Below are 23,285 nucleotides of genomic sequence, written 5' to 3'. Positions count from 1 at the left end.
CACCTCCCTGTGGAATCGATTACACGGGTCGATCACACGGAATTGGAATCGATTACACGGGCGGCGGCAAGGGGTCGGCCACCGGCCGAAACCGGATCGTGATGATCCGCCGAGGTTGTCCACAGGCCGGGGTTGTCCACAGGCCCGAACGGCCTGTCGTCACCCGGCGGTACGGTCGGGGCATGCTCAAACTCGCGGTGGTCGAAGGGGTCCTGGAGCGGATCACCTACGCCAATGAGGAGAACGGCTATACGGTCGCGCGGGTCGACACCGGCCGTGGCTCCGGTGATCTGCTGACCGTCGTCGGTGCGCTGCTGGGGGCCCAGCCCGGCGAGTCGCTGCGGATGGAGGGCCGCTGGGGTTCCCACCCGCAATACGGGAAGCAGTTCACCGTCGAGAACTACCAGACCGTCCTCCCCGCCACCGTCCAGGGCATCCGGCGCTATCTCGGCTCGGGCCTGATCAAGGGCATCGGCCCCCGGATCGCCGACCGGATCACCGAGCACTTCGGCATCGACACCCTCGACGTCATCGAGGAGCGGCCCGAGCGGCTGATCGAGGTCCCCGGCCTCGGCCCCAAGCGCACCAAGATGATCGCCGCCGCCTGGGAGGAGCAGAAGGCCATCAAGGAGGTGATGGTCTTCCTCCAGGGGGTGGGCGTCTCCACCTCCATCGCGGTGCGGATCTACAAGAAGTACGGCGACGCGTCCATCTCGGTCGTGAAGAACCAGCCGTACCGGCTGGCGGCCGACGTCTGGGGCATCGGCTTCCTCACCGCCGACAAGATCGCCCAGTCGGTCGGCATTCCGCACGACAGCCCCGACCGGGTGAAGGCCGGCCTCCAGTACGCGCTGTCCCAGTCCGCCGACCAGGGCCACTGCTATCTCCCCGAGGAGCGGCTCATCGCGGACGCCGTGAAGTTGCTCCAGGTGGACACCGGCCTGGTCATCGACTGTCTGGGCGAGCTCGCGGCCGAGGAGGAGGGCGTGGTGCGCGAGCCGGTCCCCGGCCCGGAGGACGGCGAGCCGGTCTCCGCCGTCTATCTGGTGCCCTTCCACCGCGCCGAGATCTCCCTCGCGGGCCAGGTGCTGCGGCTGCTGCGCACCGAGGAGGACCGGCTGCCCGCCTTCCGGGACGTGGACTGGGACAAGGCGCTGGGCTGGCTGGCCCGCCGCACCGGGGCCGATCTGGCGCCCGAGCAGAGCCAGGCGGTGCGGCTCGCGCTGACCGAGAAGGTCGCGGTGCTGACCGGCGGGCCGGGGTGCGGCAAGTCCTTCACCGTGCGGTCCGTGGTGGAGCTGGCCCGTGCCAAGAAGGCCAAGGTGGTGCTCGCGGCGCCCACCGGCCGGGCCGCCAAGCGGCTGTCCGAGCTGACCGGCGCGGAGGCGTCCACCGTCCACCGGCTGCTGGAGCTCAAGCCCGGCGGGGACGCGGCGTACGACCGGGACCGCCCGCTCGACGCCGATCTGGTGGTGGTCGACGAGGCGTCGATGCTCGATCTGCTGCTGGCCAACAAGCTGGTCAAGGCGGTCCCGCCGGGTGCCCATCTGCTCTTCGTCGGCGATGTGGACCAGCTGCCCAGCGTGGGCGCCGGGGAGGTGCTGCGCGATCTGCTGGCGCCCGGCAGCCCCGTCCCGGCGGTGCGGCTGACCCGGATCTTCCGCCAGGCCCAGCAGTCCGGGGTGGTCACCAACGCCCACCGGATCAACGAGGGGGTGCCGCCGGTCACTCAGGGCCTGTCGGATTTCTTCCTCTTCGTCGAGGACGACACCGAGCAGGCCGGGCGGCTCACGGTCGATGTCGCCGCCCGCCGCATCCCCGCCAAGTTCGGCCTCGACCCCCGCCGTGACGTGCAGGTCCTGGCCCCGATGCACCGGGGCCCGGCGGGCGCGGGCACCCTCAACGGACTGCTCCAGCAGGCCATCACCCCGGCCCGCCCGGACCTTGCCGAGCGCCGCTTCGGAGGCCGGGTCTTCCGCGTCGGCGACAAGGTGACCCAGATCCGCAACAATTATGAGAAAGGGGCTAACGGGGTCTTCAACGGCACGGTTGGCGTCGTCACCTCACTCGACACCGATGAGCAGCGGCTGACCGTGCGGACGGACGAGGACGAGGAGGTACCGTACGACTTCGACGAGCTGGACGAGTTGGCTCATGCCTATGCGGTGACCATCCACCGGTCACAGGGCAGTGAGTATCCGGCCGTCGTGATCCCGGTGACCACCGGGGCCTGGATGATGTTGCAGCGCAATCTCCTGTACACGGCCGTGACCCGCGCCAAGCGCCTCGTGGTGCTGGTCGGCTCGCGCCGGGCGCTGGGGCAGGCGGTGCGCACCGTCTCGGCGGGGAGGCGCTGTACCGCGCTGGATCACCGGCTCGGCGGCGATGTGCGAGTCGAGCGTGTCAGATGGGTTTCCGAACGGTGACGAACGGGGCAGGATGGCCGTGTGTGCGGCACTCAGTGCCGCCAAAAGGCTCTTCAGCCGACCCCGAGTGCACGTTCGCGACCCGAGTAGGGGAAGGTGGGGGGAGTCAGGGCACCTCGAAGAAGAGAACCAGACGTCGGTGAGGGATGACGTGAGCGACAACTCTGTAGTAGTGCGGTACGGGGACGGCGAGTACACCTACCCGGTGGTCGACAGCACTGTCGGCGACAAGGGCTTTGATATCGGCAAGCTGCGCGCCCAGACCGGTCTGGTGACCCTGGATTCCGGTTACGGCAATACCGCCGCGTACAAATCCGCGATCACCTACCTGGACGGTGAGCAGGGCATCCTGCGTTACCGCGGCTACCCCATCGAGCAGCTGGCGGAGCGCGCCTCCTTCCTGGAGACGGCCTTCCTGCTGATCAACGGGGAGCTGCCGACCGTCGATGAACTGGCGGCGTTCCGCGAGGACATCACTCGCCACACGCTGCTCCATGAGGACGTCAAGCGGTTCTACGACGGCTTCCCGCGCGACGCCCACCCGATGGCGATGCTGTCCTCCGTGGTCAGCGCGCTGTCGACCTTCTACCAGGACAGCCACAACCCCTTCGACGAGAAGCAGCGCAACCTCTCGACGATCCGGCTGCTGGCCAAGCTGCCGACCATTGCCGCTTACGCGTACAAGAAGTCGGTCGGCCACCCGTTCGTGTACCCGCGCAATGACCTCGGCTATGTCGAGAACTTCCTCCGGATGACCTTCTCGGTCCCCGCCCAGGAGTACGAGCTCGACCCGATCGTGGTCAGCGCGCTCGACAAGCTGCTGATCCTGCACGCCGACCACGAGCAGAACTGTTCGACCTCCACGGTCCGGCTGGTCGGCTCCTCGCAGGCCAACATGTTCGCCTCCATCTCGGCGGGCATCAACGCCCTGTGGGGCCCCCTGCACGGCGGCGCCAACCAGTCCGTGCTGGAGATGCTGGAGGGCATCCAGGCCTCGGGCGGCGACGTCGACACCTTCATCCGCAAGGTGAAGAACAAGGAAGACGGCGTGAAGCTCATGGGCTTCGGGCACCGCGTCTACAAGAACTTCGACCCCCGGGCGAAGATCATCAAGTCGGCGGCGCACGATGTCCTCTCCGCCCTCGGCAAGTCCGACGAGCTGCTCGACATCGCGCTCAAGCTCGAGGAGCACGCCCTCGCGGACGACTACTTCGTGGAGCGCAAGCTCTACCCGAACGTGGACTTCTACACCGGTCTGATCTACCGGGCCATGGGCTTCCCGACCGAGATGTTCACCGTGCTGTTCGCGCTCGGCCGGCTGCCGGGCTGGATCGCCCAGTGGCACGAGATGATCAAGGAGCCGGGCTCCCGCATCGGCCGCCCGCGCCAGATCTACACCGGCGTCGTCGAGCGCGACTTCGTCCCGGTCGAAGAGCGGTAACCATCGCTTCTCCGGTGCCCCCGTCCCGCTTTGCTGAGTGGGGGCACCCCCGGGGTTCCCTCTTGAGGGGCCGGGTGCCATTGCGCATCCGGCCCCTTGGTTTTTCCTGCTGGGGGTGCCCCTGGTGGTCGCTGGGGTAAGCCGATGGGTGGCGTAGTGCCCCCGGGTGCTTGGTCTGACCGGCGAGTGAGCCGAAGGGGCGCGTCGCTGTCGTAAGGGAGAGCGCGCGCAGGGAGCGAGGAACGAGCGACCGAGCACGGTCGACCGTCGACAGCGACTAAGGCGCCCCGGAGGCGAACCGAGCCCCCAAAAAAACGAGAAGCGCCCCGCTTCCGATCCCCCCACGGGTCGGAGCGGGGCGCTTCCCTTGCCCCGGAGCGGATTCCCCCCACGGGATCCGGCCGGGCGTCCACGGGCCCTTGCGGGCCTTATGGTGACGCGATCTGCCGGGACGGGTACCTACGGGAGGGCCGCTCAAAGCTCCCCGAGTACATCGCCCCGGCCACGCGTAGCAGGATGCGTCCCCCAAGACGAATCCCCACCGTCCCATTAGACTCGCGACCCCCCGCGATGGTTACGTTGGGTTGTCTGTGATCTGCGTCTCTTGCCATATGGGCCGTAAAAGGGCAAGAGCCTCGATTTGAAGATCGAGGCTCCACCGTATGGGTGTTGTGCGGCTTATGGGGACTTGGTGAATCTATGTGGATGCCGTGAAGGTGCGCAGTCGCAGACTGTTCGTCACCACGAACACCGACGAGAACGCCATGGCGGCTCCCGCGATCATCGGGTTCAGCAGTCCGGCCGCCGCGAGCGGCAGCGCGGCGACGTTGTAGCCGAACGCCCAGAAGAGGTTGCCCTTGATGGTGCCGAGCGTCCGGCGCGCCAGCCGGATCGCGTCCGCCGCCACCCGTAGGTCGCCCCGGACCAGGGTCAGGTCCCCGGCCTCGATGGCCGCGTCCGTGCCCGTGCCCATCGCGAGTCCGAGGTCGGCGGTGGCCAGGGCGGCCGCGTCGTTGACCCCGTCGCCCACCATGGCGACCGTACGGCCCTCTCCTTGGAGCCGCTTCACCACGGCCACCTTGTCCTGCGGCAGTACTTCGGCGATGACGTCGTCGATGCCGACCTCGCGGGCCACCGACTCGGCGACGAGCCGGTTGTCCCCGGTCAGCAGCACCGGGGTGAGGCCGAGTGCGCGCAGCTGGGCGATGGCCTCGGCGCTGGTCTCCTTGATCGCGTCGGCCACCAGGAGGACGCCGCGCGCCTGGCCGTCCCAGGCCACTGCGACCGCCGTGCGCCCCTCCGACTCGGCCGCCGCCTTGGCGGCCGCCAGGTCCTCGGGCAGTTCGATGGCCCATTGGCCGAGCAGCTTCTCGCGGCCGACCAGTACCGCGTGGCCGTCCACCACGCCCTGGACGCCGAGGCCGGGCTCGGACCGGAAGTCCGCGGGTGCCGGGAGGGCGCCCGTCCGCTCGGCCGCGCCGTCCGCGATGGCTCGGGCGATCGGGTGCTCGGAGGCGTGCTCCAGGGCGCCCGCGAGCCGCAGCAGCTCCTGCTCGTCCACGCCGGGTGCCGTCACGACCTCGTGCAGCCGCATCTGTCCGGTGGTCACCGTGCCGGTCTTGTCCAGGACGACGGTGTCCACCCGGCGGGTCGACTCCAGCACCTCGGGACCCTTGATCAGGATGCCCAGCTGGGCGCCGCGGCCGGTGCCGACCATCAGCGCGGTCGGGGTGGCCAGGCCCAGGGCGCACGGGCAGGCGATGATCAGGACGGCCACGGCCGCGGTGAAGGCGGCGGCCGCGTCGCTGGTGGTGAGCAGCCAGCCCAGCAGGGTGCCCACGGCGATCACCAGCACGATCGGCACGAAGATCCCCGAGACCCGGTCGGCCAGGCGCTGCACCTCGGCCTTGCCGTTCTGCGCGTCCTCGACCAGCTTGGCCATACGGGACAGCTGGGTGTCCGCGCCCACGCGGGTGGCCTCGACCACGATCCGGCCCGCCGTGTTGACGGTCGCGCCCGCGACCGGGTCGCCGGGCACCACGTCCACCGGTACGGACTCGCCGGTCAGCATCGAGGCGTCCACGGCGGAGGAGCCCTCGACCACCGTGCCGTCGGTGGCGATCTTCTCACCGGGGCGGACCACGAAGCGGTCGCCGACCGCCAGCTCGCCGACGGGAATCCGTACCTCACCGCCCGCGCGCAGGACGGCCACGTCCTTGGCGCCGAGCTCCAGCAGCGCGCGCAGCGCCGCACCCGCCCGTCGCTTGGACTTCGCCTCCAGGTAGCGGCCGAGGAGGATGAGGGTGGTCACCCCGGCGGCCGCCTCCAGGTAGATCGAGGACGATCCGTCGGTCCGGGAGACGGTGAGATCGAAGCCGTGCCGCATCCCCGGCATGCCCGCGTGACCGAAGAACAGTGCCCACAGGGACCAGCCGAGGGCCGCGAGGGTGCCGATGGAGACGAGGGTGTCCATGGTGGCCGCGCCGTGCCGGACGCCCGTCCAGGCGGCCTTGTGGAAGGGCGCGCCGCCCCAGACGACGACCGGCGCGGCGAGGGTGAGCGAGAGCCACTGCCAGTTGTCGAACTGGAGCGCGGGCGCCATCGCCAGCACCACGACGGGCAGGGACAGGACGAGGGAGACGAGCATGCGGTGGCGCAGGGAGCCCGGTTCGCCCTCACCGCGCCGGTCGGTCTCCGGTGTGCCGGTGCCCTCGGGGGTGCGTGGCTCGGGTACCGCGGGGCGCGGTACCTCGGCGGTGTACCCGGTTTTGACGACGGTGGCGATCAGGTCGGCGACCTCGATCCCCTCGGTGTAGGACACCTTGGCCTTCTCGGTGGCGAAGTTCACCGTGGCGGTGACGCCGTCGAGGCGGTTGAGCTTCTTCTCGACGCGCGCGGCGCAGGACGCGCAGGTCATACCGCCGATGGCGAGCTCGACCTGCGAGGGGTGCCCGCCGGCCGTCGCCGTGCTGCCGGCGGCGGGCCCGGCATGGGGAGCCGTGGTGGTCATGTCTGGTCTCCTGGGAGGAGGGCCGGGCCGTACGGCGGCTGTATGAGCAGGGCGGTGCGGCCCGGCGGGGGATGGGTGGGCTCAGGCCCGGCCGACGAGCTCGTAGCCCGCCTCGTCCACGGCGGCGCGGACGGCCTCGTCGTCCAGCGGGGCGGTCGAGACCACGGTGACCTGGCCGGTGGAGGCCACGGCCTTGACGGAGTCGACCCCGTCGAGGGCCCCGATCTCCTCGGATACGGCGCCTTCGCAGTGGCCGCAGGTCATACCGGTCACCTGGTAGACGGTGGTGACAGCCTCGGAGCTCATGGGGTTCTCCTGTGTGGGGTGAGCGTGACGGTCGGTGCGCAGGAGGCGCCGGATGGCCCCAGCGTCTCCTGACACTGCCGACTCTATACCCCTAGGGGGTATTCCCGGAAGCTGGAGGTGCGCCGGTCCGCGAAAGGTGTGTCGCGCCCGCGCGCACCCCGCCGTGCCACGCCCGCGCGCACCCCGCCTCGGCCCGGTGTGCGGGGGGGCGGGGGTGGCGCGGGGGGTACGGGGCGGCCTCGGCGCCGTTGAACCTCGGCACCGCTGAGCCAAGGCACCGTTGAGCTGCAGCGCCGCTAATCCTCGACGTCGCGTCGGGCGCGGCGGTTGCCGGGTCTGCGGACCACCCAGGAGCGGATCGTGTCCGCGTACCAGTACGGCTTGCCGCCCTCCACCAGATCGGGGGGCGGCAGCAGGCCGTGTTTGCGATAGGACCGTACGGTGTTGGTCTGCACACCGATATGCGCGGCGATCTCCCTGTAGGACCACAGCCTCCGGTCGGTCATCTCTCATGCCCTTCCGCAGGTGCCACGGCCACGGCCCAGTGGGGCCGTCGGGGGAGCCACGGCGCGCCTGCTCACATTCCATCAGCCTGTGCCCGGTCAACGACGCTGCGTGAAGGAGGGCCAGGGGCTGTTGAGCACCTGTGACGGAAGGCGGGTGGAGATGTGACGGCCGTGACATTCGGGTGACAGCGGCAGCGGGCCGGACGGGGAGGCGTCGGCCCGCGGGGCGTCAGCGGTAGAAGGCGGGGCGTTCGATCATCTCGACGGCCGTGCGCCGGCCCGTGCTCTGGGCCCGGATCCCCGCCTCGCAGACGGCGGCCGCGGCATAGCCGTCCCAGGCGCTGGGCCCCTCGACCTCCCCGCGCCGGGTGGCGTTCACCCAGGTCTGCACCTCGCGGTCGTACGCCTCCTCGAAGCGCGCCACGAAGTCGGGGGCGATCTCCCCGCCCCAGGTGCCGGGCCGGTTGACCAGCATGCCGTGGGCGTCGCCGACGCGGGCGGTGCCCCGTTCGCAGACCGCCTCCGCCTGGACCTGGTAGCCGAAGCCGCAGGTGGCGAAGATCTCCACATTGACGAGCGCGCCGCCGGTGGTCTCGAAAATCACCAGCTGGGGGTCGCTGAGCGGTTCGGGGGACAGCGAGCTGGGGGCCGGCTTGAGCACGCTGACCGCGGTGATCTCCTGCTCCAGCAGCCAGCGCGACTGGTCCATCTCATGCACCACGGAGTCGCTGATCAGCATCTCGTTGGTGAAGTACGAGTGGACCGAGACGTTGCGGTGCCGGCAGTGCAGCAGCAGCGGCCGGCCCAGCTCGCCACCCGCCAGCAGCGCCTTGAGCTTCATGAACTCGGTGTCGTAGCGGCGCATGAAGCCCACCTGGACCCGGCGGTGGCCGAGCCGCTGCTCGGCCTCCAGCACCCGCAGCGCGGACGCGGAGTCCGGGGTGAGCGGCTTCTCGCACAGCACCGGCAGATCGTGCTCGAACGCGCTGAGCAGCGCGGCCTCATGGGCAGGTCCCGGCGAGGCGATGAGCACCGCGTCCACGCCGGGCGCGGTCATCGCGGCGGCCGGGTCGGTGAACGCCTGACAGCCGTCGGCGGTGTCGGCCGCCGCCTTGGCCCGCGCCTCGTCGATGTCGACCACGGCGGCCACCCGCGCGCCGCTGATCACGTCGTTGATGCGGCGGACGTGGTCGGCGCCCATCGTGCCGGTCCCGATGACGGCGACCCCGAGCGTCCCCTGCTGCGTCATAGCCTCGTCTCTCTTCTCTCTCTGCCGGCGAACGGGCCGTGTGGCGAACGGATGGTCAGGCGCCGGTGGTCAGCGCCGATGGTCAGCGCCGATGGTCAGGCGCCGCAGGAGCGCAGGAAGCGCCGGGTGCGCTCGGCGATGGGGAAGGGCTGGTCGGGCGGGCAGGGGTACATGTCCTGCTCGACGATGGCGAACAGGTCCACGTCCAGCTGCTGGGCCGCGGTCAGCACGGGTCCGAGCTCCGGAACGCCCTTCGGCGGTTCGCACATGACGCCGCGCTGGACGGCGGGGCCGAACGGCACCTCGTTCCTGACCACGTCGGCGAGGATCTCCGGGTCGACCTGCTTGAGGTGGAGATAGCCGACGCGCTCGCCGTAGGTCTCGATCAGCTTGACGCTGTCGCCGCCGCAGTAGGCGTAGTGGCCGGTGTCCAGGCAGAGGCTGACCAGGTCGGAGTCGGTGGCGTCCAGGAAGCGGGCCACGTTCTCCTCGGTGTCGATATGGGTGTCGGCGTGCGGGTGGACGACGATGTCGAGTCCGAAGCGCTCCCGCACCTCGCGGCCGAGCCGCTCCATCCCGGTGGCCAGGTGGCGCCACTGCTCGGCGGTGAGCGTCGGGGGCTCGATCAGTTCGGCGGTCTTGTCGTCCCGCCAGAAGGAGGGGATGACCACGAGGTGTCCCGCGTTCATCGCCCGGGTCAGCTCGGCCACTTGGGAGACGTGCTCCCAGGTGGCGTCCCAGACCTCGGGGCCGCGGTGCAGCGAGGTGAAGACGGTGCCCGCGGAGACCTTGAGGCCGCGCCGTCCGGTCTCCTCGGTGAGCCGGGCCGGATCGCTGGGCAGATAGCCGTACGGTCCCAGCTCGATCCACTCGTAGCCGGCCTCCGCGACCTCGTCGAGGAAGCGCTGCCAGGAGACCTGCTGATCGTCGTCGGGGAACCACACCCCCCAGGAGTCGGGGGCCGAGCCGACCCGGATGCGGTCCAGGACGGGTGCGGGGGAGGCGTCGGCAGTCATGGCAGAGGGTCTCCTCGGTGTGCTGGGTGCCCGCGTCGTACTGCTTTGGGCAGCTTCACCGGCCGGACGGTCGGCCGTCAAGACTTCGTCAGGACATTCGGATGTCTGGTCAGTGAGGAGGAGTCCTCGCGCACCGCGTTCGCCTCGCCGCGGGCTGTTCTCCCGCCTGTCGTGCCTCCGGGATTTGGCAGGACAATATTTCATCTGGACGTGGCGGCGCCATAACGCCCGCCCGCCAGTCGGTGCGGGAAGTACGTCATAATGTAAGGACAAAGTCTTGACACTGTAAGGGGAGCGCGTCTAGACCTGTAGGGCCGGGTCCGTCCCGGAGTTCCGCACCACCAGATCCTGAGCACCAGACCCTGAGCTGCGTCTTTCCCGAAGGGACAGGCATGAGTGAGCCGTACGACCTGATCACGATGGGCCGCATCGGAGTGGACCTCTATCCGCTCCAGACCGGTGTGCCACTGCCGCAGGTCGCATCGTTCGGAAAGTTCCTCGGCGGCTCGGCGACCAATGTCGCGGTGTCCGCGGCCCGGTTCGGCCACCGCTCCGCGGTGATCAGCCGCACCGGGGCGGACCCGTTCGGCGACTACATCCACCAGGAGTTGCGGGCCTTCGGGGTGGACGACCGCTTCGTCACCCCGGTCGAGCAGTACCCCACCCCGGTCACCTTCTGCGAGATCTTCCCGCCCGACGACTTCCCGCTGTACTTCTACCGCCGCCCCAAGGCGCCCGATCTGGAGATCCACTCCGATGAGCTGGACCTCGACGCCATCCGCGCCGCCCGGATCTTCTGGATGACCGGCACCGGACTCAGCGAGGAGCCCAGCCGCACCAGCACCCTCGCCGCGCTCGCCGCCCGCGCCAAGAGCGGCACCACCGTCTTCGACCTCGACTGGCGGCCGATGTTCTGGGCCGACCCGGAAACCGCCCGCCCCTTCTACGCCGAGGCGCTGCGCCATGCGACCGTCGCCGTCGGCAACGTCGACGAATGCGAGATCGCCACCGGGGCGCGTGAGCCCAAGGCGTGCGCGCAGGGGCTGCTGGAGGCGGGTGTGGAGCTCGCCATCGTCAAACAGGGCCCCCGCGGCGTTCTCGCCATGCACCGCGACGGCACCACCGCCGAGGTCCCGCCCGTCCCGGTCGAGGTGGTCAACGGCCTCGGCGCGGGCGACGCGTTCGGCGGCGCCCTGTGCCACGGGCTGCTCTCGGACCTGCCCCTGGAGAAGATCATGCGGTACGCCAACGCCGCGGGCGCCATCGTCGCCTCCCGGCTCGCCTGCTCCTCCGCGATGCCCACCGAAGCAGAGGTCGAGGCCCTGCTGGCGGGGAACTGACCACAGCCGTCAGCCCTTCCCCCCGTCCGGTCACGCGGTGCCCGAGTCCCGGGTGACCCTCATGAATCGCGAATGCGAGGAACTACTGTGAGCATCAGCATCTCGGACCTCGTCACGGTGCGGAGCCGGCACCCGGAGGCCATCGCCGAGGCGGCCGCCCGCCGGGTCCGCCGCCCCCTGATCGGGGACAGCGGCCGCCTGATGATCCTGGCCGCCGACCACCCGGCGCGCGGCGCCCTCGCCGTCGGCGGCCACAAGCTGGCCATGGCCAACCGGGTCGAGCTGCTGGAGCGGCTGTGCGTGGCGCTGTCCCGGCCCGGGGTCGACGGGGTGCTCGCCACCGCCGACATCCTCGAGGACCTGCTGCTGCTCGGCGCCCTCGACGGCAAGGTCGTCATGGGCTCGATGAACCGCGGCGGTCTCGCCGGGGCCTCCTTCGAACTCGACGACCGGTTCACCGGGCACCGCCCCCAGGACCTGACCCGGCTCCGCTTCGACGCCGGAAAGCTGCTGCTGCGCATCGACTACGCCGACGCCGGTTCGCTGACCACCATGGCCTCCACCGCCCGCGCCATCGACGAGATGGCCGAGCGGCGGCTGCCCGTCTTCGTCGAACCGTTCATCTCCCGCCGGGTGGACGGAAAGGTCGTCAACGACCTGAGCGCCGAGGCCGTCACCACGTCCATCGCCATCGCCTCCGGGCTCGCCGGCACCTCCGCCTACACCTGGCTGAAGGTGCCGGTCACGAGGGACGCCGACGAGATGGCGGCGGTGATGGAGACGAGCACCCTGCCGGCGGTGTTGCTCGGCGGCGACGTGGGCAAGTCTCCGCAGGACCAGGAGGAGGCGTACGAGAAGTGGCGCAAGGCGCTGCGCCTGCCCACCGTGCAGGGGCTGGTCGTCGGGCGCTCCCTGCTCTACCCGGCGGAGGGCAGTGTCGAGACCGCCGTGGACACCGCCGTCGGCCTGCTGTGACGTGACGAAAGGCAGAGACTGCACGCCATGACCACCACCGATCCGTTCCCCGGCTTTCATCTGCGGGCCGGCCAGGCGGCCGACGGACCCTACGCCGTGGACATCGACCCTGAGCGGGCCGGCTGGGGCTACTCCAGCTTGCGCGTCCTCGAGCTGCCGCCCGGCGGCTCGCACTCCCTGGACACCGGTGACAGCGAGTGGATCGTGCTGCCGCTGAGCGGCGGCTGCACCGTGACCGCCGAGGGTGAGACCTTCGAACTGCACGGCCGGGACAGCGTGTTCAGCGGGGTGAGCGACTTCGCCTACCTGCCGCGCGACTCCCACGCGCGGATCGCCGCCGGTGCCGGCGGCCGCTTCGCGCTCACCGGCGCCCGCTGCGAGCGCCGGCTGCCCGCGCGCTACGGACCGGCCTCCGCCGTCCCCGTCGAGCTGCGCGGCAGCGGCACCTGCTCGCGCCAGGTCAACAACTTCGGCGCGGCCGGCACCTTCGCGTGCGACAAGCTCATCGCGGTGGAGGTGCTCACCCCGGGCGGCAACTGGTCCTCCTACCCGCCGCACAAGCACGACCAGTGCCGTCCCGGCGAGGAGAGCGAGCTGGAGGAGATCTACTACTTCGAGATCGCCGAGGCCCACGGCACCGAGGGCGTCGGCTACCAGCGGGTCTCCCCCTCGGGCCACGGCCGGGGCACCGACGTCCTCGCCGAGGTCCGCTCCGGTGACACCGTCCTCATCCCGGACGGCTGGCACGGCCCCTCCATCGCCGCCCCCGGCCACGACATGTACTACCTCAACGTCATGGCGGGCCCGGGGGCGGAGCGCGCCTGGCTCATCTGCGACCACCCCGAGCACGGCTGGATCCGCTCCACCTGGCCGGACCAGCCCGTCGACCCCCGACTGCCCCTGACCCAAGCACCCGCTGGAGACCCACGATGAACACGTCGGCAGTGCGACGGCTGACCGTCGCCCAGGCCCTGGTGGAGTTCCTGGCCCACCAGTACACCGAGCGGGACGGGCGGCGGCGGCGCCTGATCAACGCCACCTGGGGCATCTTCGGCCACGGCAATGTGGCCGGGCTCGGCCAGGCGCTGCTGGAGTCCGGGCCGGACACCATGCCGTACCTCCAGGGCCGTAACGAGCAGGCGATGGTGCACGCGGCGGTCGGCTACGCCCGCCACAACAACCGGCTCGCCGCCCAGGCCGTCACCACCTCCATCGGCCCCGGCGCCACCAATCTCGTCACCGGTGCCGCGCTCGCCACCGTCAACCGGCTGCCGGTGCTGCTGCTGCCCGGCGACATCTTCACCACCCGCCCCGCCGACCCGGTGCTCCAGCAGCTCGAAGTGCCGTACGCGGGCGACATCTCGGTGAACGACGCGCTGCGCCCGGTCTCCCGCTACTTCGACCGGGTGGTGCGCCCCGAGGCGCTGATCCCGGCCGCGCTCCAGGCCATGCGGGTGCTGGCGGACCCGGCCGAGACCGGCGCCGTCACCCTGGCCCTGCCGCAGGACGTGCAGGCCGAGGCGTTCGACTGGCCCGAGGAGTTCTTCGCCGACCGGGTCTGGCCGGTCCGCCGCCCCGCCCCGGAGGCGGCCGAGGTGGCCGCCGCCGCGCAGGCGATCCGCGCCGCCCGCCGGCCGCTGATCGTCGCGGGCGGCGGAATCCACCACAGCGAGGCCGAGGACAGCCTGCGCGCCCTCGTCGACGCCACCGGCATCCCGGTGGCCTCCACCCAGGCGGGCAAGGGCTCGCTGCGCTACGACCACCCCGCCGACATCGGCGGTATCGGCCACACCGGCACCGCCGTCGCGGACGACCTCGCCCGCACCGCCGACCTGGTCATCGGTGTGGGCACCCGCTACAGCGACTTCACCACCGCCTCCGCGACCCTGTTCGCGGACCCGGCCGTCCGCTTCCTCAACCTCAACATCACGCCGTTCGACGCCCACAAACTGGGCGCCACCACCCTGGTCGCCGATGCCCGCGCCGGGCTCGAAGCGCTCACCGCCGAGCTGGCGGGCCACCGGGTCGACGAGACGTACGAGGCCGAGTACCGCACCGGCAAGGCCGCGTGGGAGCGCCGGGTGGACGCCGCCTTCGCCGCCGGGGACGAGACCGCCCGCCCGTCCCAGACCCAGGTCCTGGGCGCCCTGGACGCGGTCGTCGGCGACGAGGACGTGGTGATCAACGCGGCCGGGTCGCTGCCGGGCGACCTCCACAAGCTGTGGCGCGCCCGCTCCCCGCGCCAGTACCACCTGGAGTACGGCTACTCCTGCATGGGCTACGAGATCCCCGGCGCCATCGGCGTACGGCTCGCGGCGCCCGGCACCCCGGTCTGGGCGCTGGTCGGCGACGGTACGTATCTGATGATGCCCACCGAGATCGTCACCGCGGTCCAGGAGGGCATCAACATCAACGTCGTGCTGGTCCAGAACCACGGCTACGCCTCGATCGGCGGTCTGTCGGAGACCACCGGCGCCGAGCGGTTCGGCACCGCCTACCGCTTCCGGGCGGCCGACGGCCAGTACACCGGCGATCCGCTCCCGGTCGATCTGGCCGCCAACGCGGCCTCGCTCGGCATGGGCGTGCTGCGCGCGAAGAGCGTGCGCGAGCTGCGCGAGGCGCTCGCCGCGGCCCGCGCCTCGGACCGGCCCACCTGTGTGTACGTGGAGACCGAGACGGCCGGTACGGCGCCGGGCGCACCCGAGGCACAGGCGTGGTGGGACGTGCCCGTCGCCCAGACCGCGACCCGCCCCGCCGCCGTGAAGGCCCGCGAGGACTACGACCGGCAGGCCGCCGCACGCCGCCGCCACCTCTGACGTTTTCGAGAGAGACGTTTCGAGGGAGACGTTTTCGGGAGAAAGGCCCCGCACCCATGAAGACCGTCAACCACTGGATCGGCGGCACGACCGCCGAGGGCACGGCCGGCGCGTACGGCCCGGTCTACAACCCCGCCACCGGTGCCCAGGACACCCAGGTCGCCCTCGCCTCCGTGGCCGAGGTCGACGCGGCCGTGGCCGCCGCCAAGGAGGCGTTCGCCTCCTGGAAGTCGGTGTCCCTCGCCAAGCGCAGCGCGATCCTCTACAAGTACCGCGAGCTGCTGGACGCCCACCGGGAGGAGATCGCCGAGCTGATCACCGCCGAGCACGGCAAGGTCCACTCCGACGCGCTCGGCGAGGTGGCCCGCGGCCTGGAGATCGTGGAGCTGGCCTGCGGGATCGCCGAGAAGCTGAAGGGCGAGCTGTCCACCCAGGTCTCCACCGGGGTCGATGTGTCCTCGATCCGCCAGCCGCTCGGCGTGGTCGCGGGCATCACCCCGTTCAACTTCCCGGCGATGGTGCCGCTGTGGATGTTCCCGGTGGCCATCGCCTGCGGTAACACCTTCGTCCTCAAGCCCAGCGAGAAGGACCCCTCGGCCTCCCGTCGGCTGGCCGAGCTGGCCACCGAGGCGGGGCTGCCGGACGGCGTGCTCAACGTCGTCAACGGCGACAAGGTGGCCGTCGACCGGCTGCTGGAGCATCCGGACGTCGCGGCGGTCAGCTTCGTGGGCTCGACGCCGATCGCGAAGTACATCCAGGCCAAGGCCGTTGAGCACGGCAAGCGGGTGCAGGCGCTCGGCGGCGCCAAGAACCACATGCTGGTGCTGCCCGACGCCGATCTGGACTTCGCCGCGGACAACGCCATCAACGCCGCCTACGGCTCGGCCGGTGAGCGCTGCATGGCGGTCTCCGTCGTGGTCGCGGTCGGCGACACCGGCGACGAGCTGGTGAAGAAGATCGCCGACCGGGCGGCCCGCTTGCGGATCGGCCCCGGGACGGACCCGGCCTCCGAGATGGGCCCGCTCATCACCAAGGAGCACCGCGACAAGGTCGCCTCCTATGTGCACGGGGCCGCCGCCCAGGGCGCCGAGGTGGTCGTGGACGGCACCGGGTACACCGTCGAGGGCTACGAGAGCGGGTTCTTCATCGGCGTCTCGCTGCTGGACAAGGTGCCGCCGACCGCCGACGCCTACCGCGACGAGATCTTCGGTCCGGTGCTGTGCGTGGTCCGCGCCGAGACCTATGACGAGGCCATCGAGCTGATCAACAGCTCCAAGTGGGGCAACGGTGCGGCCATCTTCACCCGCGACGGCGGCGCCGCGCGCCGCTTCCAGCTGGAGGTCGAGGCGGGCATGGTCGGCGTCAACGTGCCGATCCCGGTGCCGGTCGGCTACCACTCCTTCGGCGGGTGGAAGGACTCGCTCTTCGGCGACCACCACATCTACGGCAACGACGGGGTGCACTTCTACACCCGCGGCAAGGTCGTCACCACCCGCTGGCCGGAGCCCTCGGAGGAGGTCGGTATCAACCTCGGCTTCCCGAAGAACCACTGAGGCGCCCTGCTCCCCGCTCCGTCCCTGCCGGGCCCGGGTCCGGCAGGGGACGGGGACAGCGGGCGGCGTGGGAGTGCCCATGTCCCAGGGACAGTTGAGGCAACCTTTCGGACCGCTGACGGGTCTACCTGGGTACTCGCCCGAACATGGGGCGAATCAGCGCGAATCATCAGCGCACGACCGTACACAGGGGGATATGTCATGCTTCGTTCGCTTCGTTCCCGCGCCGCGGTGGCCGGCGGCTGCGTGGCCGCGCTCGGCCTCGGACTCGCCCTGGCCGCCGGGGCGCCCGCCTCGGCCACCGACCGGACCGACCCGAACGGCCGCTACACCGCCGAGGAGATCCACCACTTCCTGGAAGGCTTCTACGGCAACCACGGCCCGCGCCCCTGGGAGCGGGATTACCTGGTCTCCGACCAGCTCAAGGAGCGGAACGCCCAGACGCCCGGCTACGACCTGCTGCTGTGCGCGCAGAACGAACCGGCGGACATCGAGGTCGGCGAGGTGACCACGGCCCAGTCCGCGCGGGTCGGCTGGGCGACCATCACCACCCACTGGGCTCAGGAGCCGCGGACCGCGACCTTCACCGCGTATGTGGACCTCGACGGCAGCCGGCCGCTCCAGCTCCTGGAGGTGGACTGCGCGCCCGGGGACTGATCCCCGCCAGGGGCGGTCCCGGGGGGAACCAGACCGGAACGGGTGGTTCAGTTCTCCCCGGACCACCCCGTAGTCTCGCCGTATGACCTGGTCGCACGCGTTGAAGGAGACCGCCCGGACGGGACTCGCGATCGAGCGCACCAGGACCGAACCGCTGGTGGCGGTCCGCGCCGCGGGCGGTGTCGCGCTCGTCGTCACAGTGGCGCTGTGGCTCGGCTCCACGACGCTCGCCGTCTCGGCGGCGTTCGGCGCGTTCTCCGCCGGGATCGCCACCTTCCAGCGCAGTTGGCGCCCCCGTCCCTGGCTGGCGCTGTCCGCCTCGGCCCTCCTCGCGGTGTCCACCTTCCTCGGCTATCTGGCCGCCGCCCACACCCTCAGCTTCGTCCTCATGCTCGCCGTATGGACGCTGCTGACCGGCATGTCATGGGCGGTCGGCCCGGTCTCCGGGCTGGTCTCCACCCAGATGGTGGCCGTCATGCTGATCACGGTCACCCTGCCGACCTCGGTCCTGGGCGCCCTGGGACACGCCCTGCTGATCGGGGTCGGCGGCGTGGTGCAGGCCCTGCTGATCGTGCTCTTCCCGGTGCGGCCCTGGGGTGTGCAGCGCGACGCCCTCGCGGACGCGCTCGCCGCCGTCGCGGACTACGCCCGCCGGCTGCGCCACGACCCGGTGGCGCCGTTCGACCCCAAGCCGCTGATGGAGGCCCGCAGCGCCGCCGCCCTCACACCGCGTCAGGCCCGGCGCCGCCCGCGCCAGCTGCGGGGCTACCGGCTGCTGGCCGAGCGGATCCGCCCGGTGCTCGCCTCGCTCGCCGACCCGGTGGTCGGCGCCCCCGAGGAGGGGCCGGAGCGCGACCGGGTGCGGGAACTGCTGGCCGCCACGGGCACCGTGCTGGACGCCGTGGCCCACGCCATCCGCCACGGCAAACCGGTGCGGGTGCCCTCCGACGCCATGTCCGTGGTGCGGGTGCCGGAGGACGGCGGGCAGCTGACCGGCGCCCCCCGCCGCGCCGCGCTGCGGCTCATCTCGCTGGTGGCGGACGTGGTGGAGGCGTCCGACGAGCCGGTGGAGGAGGTGTCCGCCGAAGGCCGGATGGTCCACCGCTTCCTGCCCCGCCCCGGTATCGCGGGCACCGTGACCGCGGCGCTGCGCGCCGTCCGCCGCGAGGCCCGCTGGTCCTCGCCGGTGCTGCGGCACGCGGTGCGCCTGTGCGCGGTCGCCGTCAGCGGCTATCTGCTGTCCACGGCCCTGCCGCTGGGGCACGCCTACTGGGCGCCGCTGACCTCCACGATGGTCCTGCGGCCGGACTTCGCCCAGACGTACTCCCGTGGTATCGCCCGCTTCCTCGGCACCCTGGCGGGGGTGCTGGTCGGCGGTGGCCTGGTGGCGCTGGTCCACCCCGGCCCCTATCTGAGCACCACGCTGGCCGTGCTGTGCGTGCTGTCGATGTATCTGCTGCTGCGCACCGGTTTCATCGTGACCTCCGCGTGTGTGAGCGCGTATGTCGTCTTCCTGCTCAGCATCCCGGGCGAGGCATGGCAGCAGACCGTCCAGGCGCGGGTGGCGCTGACCCTGCTCGGCGGGGTGCTGGCGATGGCCGCCTACGCGGTCTTCCCCGCCTGGGAGACACCACGGCTGCGGGACCGGCTCGCCGACTGGCTGGCCGCCAACGGCTCGTTCGCCACCGCCGTCCTCGACGCCTACGCCCGCCCCGCCGACCGCCGCCCCCGTCAGGTGCGGGACGCCCTGCTGGACGCCCGCGCGGCGCGGGCCGCCTGGGAGCAGAGCGAGGCACAGGCCCACCGGGAACCGGTGCGCCACCGCGGACTGTCGCGGCGCGCGGCGCGGGCCGCGCAGACGGCGCTGTCCACGATGGGACGGGTCGTCATGCTGCTGGAGGCGCATCTGCCGGAGCGTGATGTGCCCCCGTCCGCGGAGGCCGAGGACTTCGCCGCGGCGCTGCGGCAGGCGATGCCGGAGGCGGTCGAGGCGGTACGCGAACGGCGGCCGCCGCACTGGGCGGCGGTGCACCGGTCGCTGGAGCGGTGGCAGCGGACGGCCGGGGACCCGCCGGGGGTGGCGCTGCGCGGCGCCGAGCAACTCGTGGACGCGCTGGACGATCTGTCGGAGGCGCTCAGCAAGAGCGCCCGGCAGTCGCGCACGCCCCGAGGGCCCAGTCAATGAGGATCCCCGTAAACTTAGGGGTGCCCCCTACATCATCGGTCGTGTTAGTCATGAAGGGGGCAGTGCTGTTCTTGTCCCCCCCACGGATTGCTTGATGAGTGAAAGACATTCCCCACGCATGGGTGCACCGCGAGAAGACAGCGTCTGGATACGACGATTCCATCCGGCGCCGAGCAGTCGCGCCCGGCTGGTCTGTCTGCCGCACGCCGGGGGTTCGGCGCCGTTCTTCTTCCCGATGTCCCAAACGCTTTCCTCGTCCGCCGATGTCCTGTGCGTGCAGTATCCGGGGCGTCAGGACCGGCGGCATGAACCGCTGATCGACAACATCGGGGAGTACGCGGACGCCATCGCGGCGGAGTTGACGCCCTGGCTCGATCTCCCGGTCGTCTTCTTCGGGCACAGCATGGGCGCCGTGCTCGCGTTCGAGGTGACCCGCCGTCTGGAGGAGGCCGATGCGGGGTTCTCCGCGCGCGCCCTCTTCGCCTCGGGCCGCCGGGCCCCCTCCCGTTACCGCGACGAGAATGTGCACCGGCGTGATGACGACGGTGTCGTACGCGAGATGAAGCTGCTCAGCGGCACCGATTCACGCATTCTCGGAAATGAGGAGATCCTGCGCATGGCGATGCCGGCGATCCGCGGTGACTACAAGGCGATCGAGACCTACCGCTCCGCGCCCGACGCCGCCGTCCGCTCGCCGATCACCGTGCTGACCGGCGACAACGACCCCAGGACCAGCCTCGATGAGGCCACGGCATGGCGGTCGCACACCACCGGGGCGTTCGACATCCGGGTGTTCCCGGGCGGCCATTTCTTCTTGGCCGGACATCAAGCGCAGATCATGAGTCTCGTCGCGGAGGCGCTTTCGGGACCGAAACCCTGAGCCGGACCGCTTCAGGAAACCTAGCCGACGCATTGCACAACACCGCGCGCCACGCTCGATGCCCCGGCGGTCCGTCAGGGGCATCGGAGGGCGTCCCTCGGGGGATGAATTCTTTGCCTGCGAACCTCTTCGAGTGCGAGAACCACCTGTCGGCGCTGCGCGACATGCTGCGCGGTGCGACGCAGGGCCGAGGCCGGCTGGCTCTGGTCAGTGGCGCGGTGGCCAGCGGGAAGACCACGCTGCTGAACACCTTCGCCGAACACGCCATCGACCAGGGCGCACTGCTCCTGGAAGCGGCCGGTTCGCGCGCCGAGAGCGACCTTCCCTTCGGCATTCTCCGCAAGATCTTCGACAACGCCGCGATGCCCGCCGACGTACGGTCCGAGGCGATCGCGCTGCTGGACGGTAACGCACCGGAAAGCACCGCCGCGGGACGTATGCACGTGATGTCCCAGATCACCTCGGTACTGCTGCGCATGGTCGACGATCGCACTCTTGTCGTCCTCGTCGACGATGTGCACTGCGGCGACGGCCAGTCCCTGGAATTCCTGCTCCATCTGGCCCGCCGGGTGCGTCAGGCGAAGGTCCTCATCGTCCTCACCGAATCGCCCCGGCTCCGCCAGGAACAGTTCACCTTCCACGCCGAACTGCTCCGCCAGCCCAACTGCGTCCGCATGCGGCTGCACATGCTCACCGAGGCCGGGGTCGCCGAGGCGCTGTCCGGCTCCCTGTCCGCCACCGTCGCCGCCCGCCTGGCCCCCGAATGCCACCGCGTCTCCGGCGGCAACCCGCTGCTGCTGCGCGCCCTGCTGGAGGACTGGCGGACCGTGGGCGAGCACGGCGAGGCGCAGCAACGGCCCGTGCCCGGCGAGGCGTTCGCCCACGCCGTCCTCGGCTGTCTGCACCGCGGCGAACCCGAGGCGCTGCGGATCGCCCGCGGGATCGCCGTGCTCGGCGACGCCCGCTCCCCGCGGCTGCTCGGCCAGCTCCTCGACCTGAGCGTCAACACGGTCCACCAGGGCATCCAGGACCTGCACCAGTGCGGCCTCCTGGAACACAACACCTTCCGCGACGAGGTGGCCCGTACCGCGGTGCTCGACGCGATCCCCGCGCCCGCCCGCTCCACCCTGCACGCCCGCGCCGCCCGGCTGCTGCACACCGACGGCGCCTCCGCGCTCGACGTCGCCCGCCAGCTGGTCTCCGCCCGGCAGGACGCCGAGCGCTGGACCGTCCCCGTGCTGCGCGAGGCCGCCGAGTTCGCCCTGGTCGAGGAGGAGCTGGAGTTCGCGCTCCGCTGCCTCGAATACGCCCACCACGCCTGCGAGCCCGGCCCCGAGCGCACCGCCCTCAAGGCCCGGCTGGTCGGCGTCGCCTGGCGGATCGGCCCGGCCGCCGCCGAAAGCCATCTGCCCGAGCTCATCGAGGGCGCCCGGAAGGGCCGGCTCGCCCCGCGCGACGTCGCCCCGACCACCTCCTACCTCGCCTGGTCGGGACGGCTGGACGCGGCCGCCGACGCCGTCTGTGCGCTGACCCGCTCGGCCCGCGCCGGCGGCGACGACCCCGCGATGACCGCCGCCGTCTCCGCCTCCGCCCAGTGGCTGACGATGCTCAGCCCCCCGCTGCGCGACCGCCTGCCCACCGTCGGCACCGGCAGCCCGGCGGCCACCGGCGCCCCCCGCGACATGGCCGGCCTGGCCTACGCCCACGCCGCGGCCACCATGTCCGCCGCGCTCACCGAGGGCCAGGTCGACCGGGCCGTCATCGAGGCGGAACGGGTCCTCCAGCGCTACCACCTGAGCGACAGCACCCTCCAGCCGCTGGTCGTGGCGCTGCTGGCGCTGGTCCTGGCCGGCCGGCTCGACCTCGCCCTGTCCTGGTGCGAGCGGCTGCTGGGCGAGTGCTCCGCCCGCCGCGTGCCCACCTGGCAGGCGCTGCTGTCCGCCGTACGGGCCGAGATCGCGCTGCGCCAGGGCGATCTCCAGGTCGCCGCGCACCAGGCGCGCACGGCGATGTCGCGGATCTCGGTCCAGGGCTGGGGCGTGGGCATCGGGCTGCTGCTGTCCACCCTGATCCAGGCCGAGACCGGGATGGGCCACTACGACGAGGCCATGGCGCTGCTCGAACAGCCCCTGCCCGACGAGCTCTTCCAGACCCTCCCCGGGCTGTTCTACCTGCGGGCGAGGGGCCGCTGCCATCTGGCCACCGGCCGTTACCACGCCGCGCTCGGCGACTTCACGGCCGCCGGTGAGCTGATGGACACCTGGCGGATGGACATGCCCCTGCTGTCCCCCTGGCGGCTGGACGCCGCCGAGACCTGGCTGGCCCTCGGCGACCCGGGGCGCGCCCGCGCGCTGGCCGAGGAGCAGCTGCGGCGGGGCCCGGACGACGCCCGGCTGCGCGGCGCCCTGCTGGTCGTCCTGGCCCGCACCGACGAACTCAAGCGCCGGGTGCCCCGGCTCAAGGAGGCCGTCGAGATCCTGGAGGGCGGCGACGACCGCGTCCAGCTGGCCATCGCCCTCGGCGAACTCGGCCGCGCCTACCGCTCCCTGGGCGACTTCAACCGGGGCCGGGTGTTCGTCCGCAAGGCCTGGCACGTGGCCAAGACCTGCGGCGCCGATCCGCTGTGCCGCGAGCTGATGCCCCGGCACGCGGACAGCGGCGAGTTCGCCGCGGCCGCCGCACAGCCGGGCCAGGGGTCGGAGGCGCAGCGCGATGTGGAGGCCCTGACCGAGGCCGAGGTGCGGATCGCGGTACTGGCCGCGCACGGCAACACCAACCGGGAGATCGCCTCCAAGCTGTACGTCACCGTCAGCACCGTGGAGCAGCACCTGACCCGCATTTACCGCAAGCTGAACGTCAAGCGCCGCCGCGACCTGCCCGCGAAGCTCTCCGACAGCAGTCTGACGGGCACGGTGTGAGGGCCTC

At 71.4% G+C, this 23,285-nt stretch carries 16 protein-coding genes; 11 read left to right on the top strand and 5 right to left on the bottom strand.

Features of this window, described 5'->3' with window-relative positions:
* Positions 1-182: 182 nt before the first annotated feature.
* Both recD2 and PS467_RS15600 read left to right on the top strand, forming a co-directional pair.
* Positions 183-2,426, top strand: a complete 2,244-nt coding sequence (gene recD2, locus PS467_RS15605; protein WP_311035791.1) for an SF1B family DNA helicase RecD2 — start codon at positions 183-185, stop codon at positions 2,424-2,426.
* Positions 2,427-2,577: 151 nt separating this feature from the next.
* Positions 2,578-3,867: a citrate synthase gene (locus PS467_RS15600; protein ID WP_268972119.1), complete on the top strand. Its 1,290-nt coding sequence runs from the start codon at positions 2,578-2,580 to the stop codon at positions 3,865-3,867.
* 697 nt (positions 3,868-4,564) lie between these two features.
* Here PS467_RS15600 and PS467_RS15595 read toward each other — a convergent pair.
* The 5 genes from PS467_RS15595 to PS467_RS15575 form a co-directional block, all read right to left on the bottom strand.
* Entirely contained in the window at positions 4,565-6,877 is a 2,313-nt protein-coding gene (locus PS467_RS15595; RefSeq protein ID WP_311035790.1) for a heavy metal translocating P-type ATPase, read from the bottom strand.
* Positions 6,878-6,958: 81 nt separating this feature from the next.
* Positions 6,959-7,225: a heavy-metal-associated domain-containing protein gene (locus PS467_RS15590; RefSeq protein ID WP_311039866.1), complete on the bottom strand. Its 267-nt coding sequence runs from the start codon at positions 7,223-7,225 to the stop codon at positions 6,959-6,961.
* A 254-nt stretch (positions 7,226-7,479) separates the two neighbouring features.
* The gene (locus PS467_RS15585; protein ID WP_311035789.1) at positions 7,480-7,689 is read right to left on the bottom strand and encodes a helix-turn-helix transcriptional regulator; all 210 of its coding nucleotides are present in this window, start codon (positions 7,687-7,689) and stop codon (positions 7,480-7,482) included.
* 229 nt (positions 7,690-7,918) lie between these two features.
* On the bottom strand, positions 7,919-8,938 hold the full coding sequence (locus tag PS467_RS15580) for a Gfo/Idh/MocA family protein (RefSeq protein WP_311035788.1): 1,020 nt from the start codon (positions 8,936-8,938) through the stop codon (positions 7,919-7,921).
* A gap of 95 nt (positions 8,939-9,033) precedes the next feature.
* A complete protein-coding gene (locus PS467_RS15575) occupies positions 9,034-9,954 on the bottom strand; it encodes a sugar phosphate isomerase/epimerase family protein (RefSeq protein ID WP_311035787.1) in 921 nt (306 codons plus the stop codon).
* A gap of 392 nt (positions 9,955-10,346) precedes the next feature.
* Between PS467_RS15575 and iolC the strand changes: the two genes are divergently transcribed.
* The 9 genes from iolC (at position 10,347) to PS467_RS15530 (ending at position 23,278) form a co-directional block, all read left to right on the top strand.
* On the top strand, positions 10,347-11,294 hold the full coding sequence (iolC, locus tag PS467_RS15570) for a 5-dehydro-2-deoxygluconokinase (RefSeq protein WP_311035786.1): 948 nt from the start codon (positions 10,347-10,349) through the stop codon (positions 11,292-11,294).
* Positions 11,295-11,381: 87 nt separating this feature from the next.
* Positions 11,382-12,269: a Cgl0159 family (beta/alpha)8-fold protein gene (locus PS467_RS15565; protein WP_311035785.1), complete on the top strand. Its 888-nt coding sequence runs from the start codon at positions 11,382-11,384 to the stop codon at positions 12,267-12,269.
* Positions 12,270-12,296: 27 nt separating this feature from the next.
* Positions 12,297-13,202: a 5-deoxy-glucuronate isomerase gene (iolB, locus tag PS467_RS15560; protein ID WP_311035784.1), complete on the top strand. Its 906-nt coding sequence runs from the start codon at positions 12,297-12,299 to the stop codon at positions 13,200-13,202.
* Positions 13,199-15,085 (top strand): 3D-(3,5/4)-trihydroxycyclohexane-1,2-dione acylhydrolase (decyclizing), encoded by a 1,887-nt coding sequence (gene iolD / locus PS467_RS15555; protein WP_311035783.1) that lies wholly within the window; start codon positions 13,199-13,201, stop codon positions 15,083-15,085. The genes iolB and iolD overlap by 4 nt, the downstream gene beginning before the upstream one ends.
* A gap of 56 nt (positions 15,086-15,141) precedes the next feature.
* Complete coding sequence (locus PS467_RS15550; RefSeq protein ID WP_311035782.1) at positions 15,142-16,638, top strand: CoA-acylating methylmalonate-semialdehyde dehydrogenase; 1,497 nt, start codon at positions 15,142-15,144, stop codon at positions 16,636-16,638.
* Positions 16,639-16,839: 201 nt separating this feature from the next.
* The gene (locus tag PS467_RS15545) at positions 16,840-17,295 is read left to right on the top strand and encodes a hypothetical protein (RefSeq protein ID WP_311035781.1); all 456 of its coding nucleotides are present in this window, start codon (positions 16,840-16,842) and stop codon (positions 17,293-17,295) included.
* Between the two features lie 82 nt (positions 17,296-17,377).
* Complete coding sequence (locus PS467_RS15540; RefSeq protein ID WP_311035780.1) at positions 17,378-19,480, top strand: FUSC family protein; 2,103 nt, start codon at positions 17,378-17,380, stop codon at positions 19,478-19,480.
* A gap of 118 nt (positions 19,481-19,598) precedes the next feature.
* The gene (locus tag PS467_RS15535) at positions 19,599-20,360 is read left to right on the top strand and encodes a thioesterase II family protein (RefSeq protein ID WP_311035779.1); all 762 of its coding nucleotides are present in this window, start codon (positions 19,599-19,601) and stop codon (positions 20,358-20,360) included.
* A 104-nt stretch (positions 20,361-20,464) separates the two neighbouring features.
* A complete protein-coding gene (locus PS467_RS15530) occupies positions 20,465-23,278 on the top strand; it encodes a helix-turn-helix transcriptional regulator (protein ID WP_311035778.1) in 2,814 nt (937 codons plus the stop codon).
* The last annotated feature ends 7 nt before the right edge of the window (positions 23,279-23,285 follow it).

Source organism: Streptomyces luomodiensis, from assembly GCF_031679605.1.
Classification (GTDB): domain Bacteria; phylum Actinomycetota; class Actinomycetes; order Streptomycetales; family Streptomycetaceae; genus Streptomyces; species Streptomyces luomodiensis.
This window is presented reverse-complemented; position numbering and strand designations above follow the sequence as displayed.

Coding starts and splice junctions, on each gene's coding strand:
- recD2 (WP_311035791.1), top strand. CDS start 183: ATGCTCAAACTCGCGGTGGTCGAAGGGGTCCTGGAGCGGATCACCTAC.
- PS467_RS15595 (WP_311035790.1), bottom strand. CDS start 6,877: ATGACCACCACGGCTCCCCATGCCGGGCCCGCCGCCGGCAGCACGGCG.
- PS467_RS15585 (WP_311035789.1), bottom strand. CDS start 7,689: ATGACCGACCGGAGGCTGTGGTCCTACAGGGAGATCGCCGCGCATATC.
- PS467_RS15580 (WP_311035788.1), bottom strand. CDS start 8,938: ATGACGCAGCAGGGGACGCTCGGGGTCGCCGTCATCGGGACCGGCACG.
- PS467_RS15575 (WP_311035787.1), bottom strand. CDS start 9,954: ATGACTGCCGACGCCTCCCCCGCACCCGTCCTGGACCGCATCCGGGTC.
- iolC (WP_311035786.1), top strand. CDS start 10,347: ATGAGTGAGCCGTACGACCTGATCACGATGGGCCGCATCGGAGTGGAC.
- iolB (WP_311035784.1), top strand. CDS start 12,297: ATGACCACCACCGATCCGTTCCCCGGCTTTCATCTGCGGGCCGGCCAG.
- iolD (WP_311035783.1), top strand. CDS start 13,199: ATGAACACGTCGGCAGTGCGACGGCTGACCGTCGCCCAGGCCCTGGTG.
- PS467_RS15550 (WP_311035782.1), top strand. CDS start 15,142: ATGAAGACCGTCAACCACTGGATCGGCGGCACGACCGCCGAGGGCACG.
- PS467_RS15545 (WP_311035781.1), top strand. CDS start 16,840: ATGCTTCGTTCGCTTCGTTCCCGCGCCGCGGTGGCCGGCGGCTGCGTG.
- PS467_RS15540 (WP_311035780.1), top strand. CDS start 17,378: ATGACCTGGTCGCACGCGTTGAAGGAGACCGCCCGGACGGGACTCGCG.
- PS467_RS15535 (WP_311035779.1), top strand. CDS start 19,599: ATGGGTGCACCGCGAGAAGACAGCGTCTGGATACGACGATTCCATCCG.
- PS467_RS15530 (WP_311035778.1), top strand. CDS start 20,465: ATGAATTCTTTGCCTGCGAACCTCTTCGAGTGCGAGAACCACCTGTCG.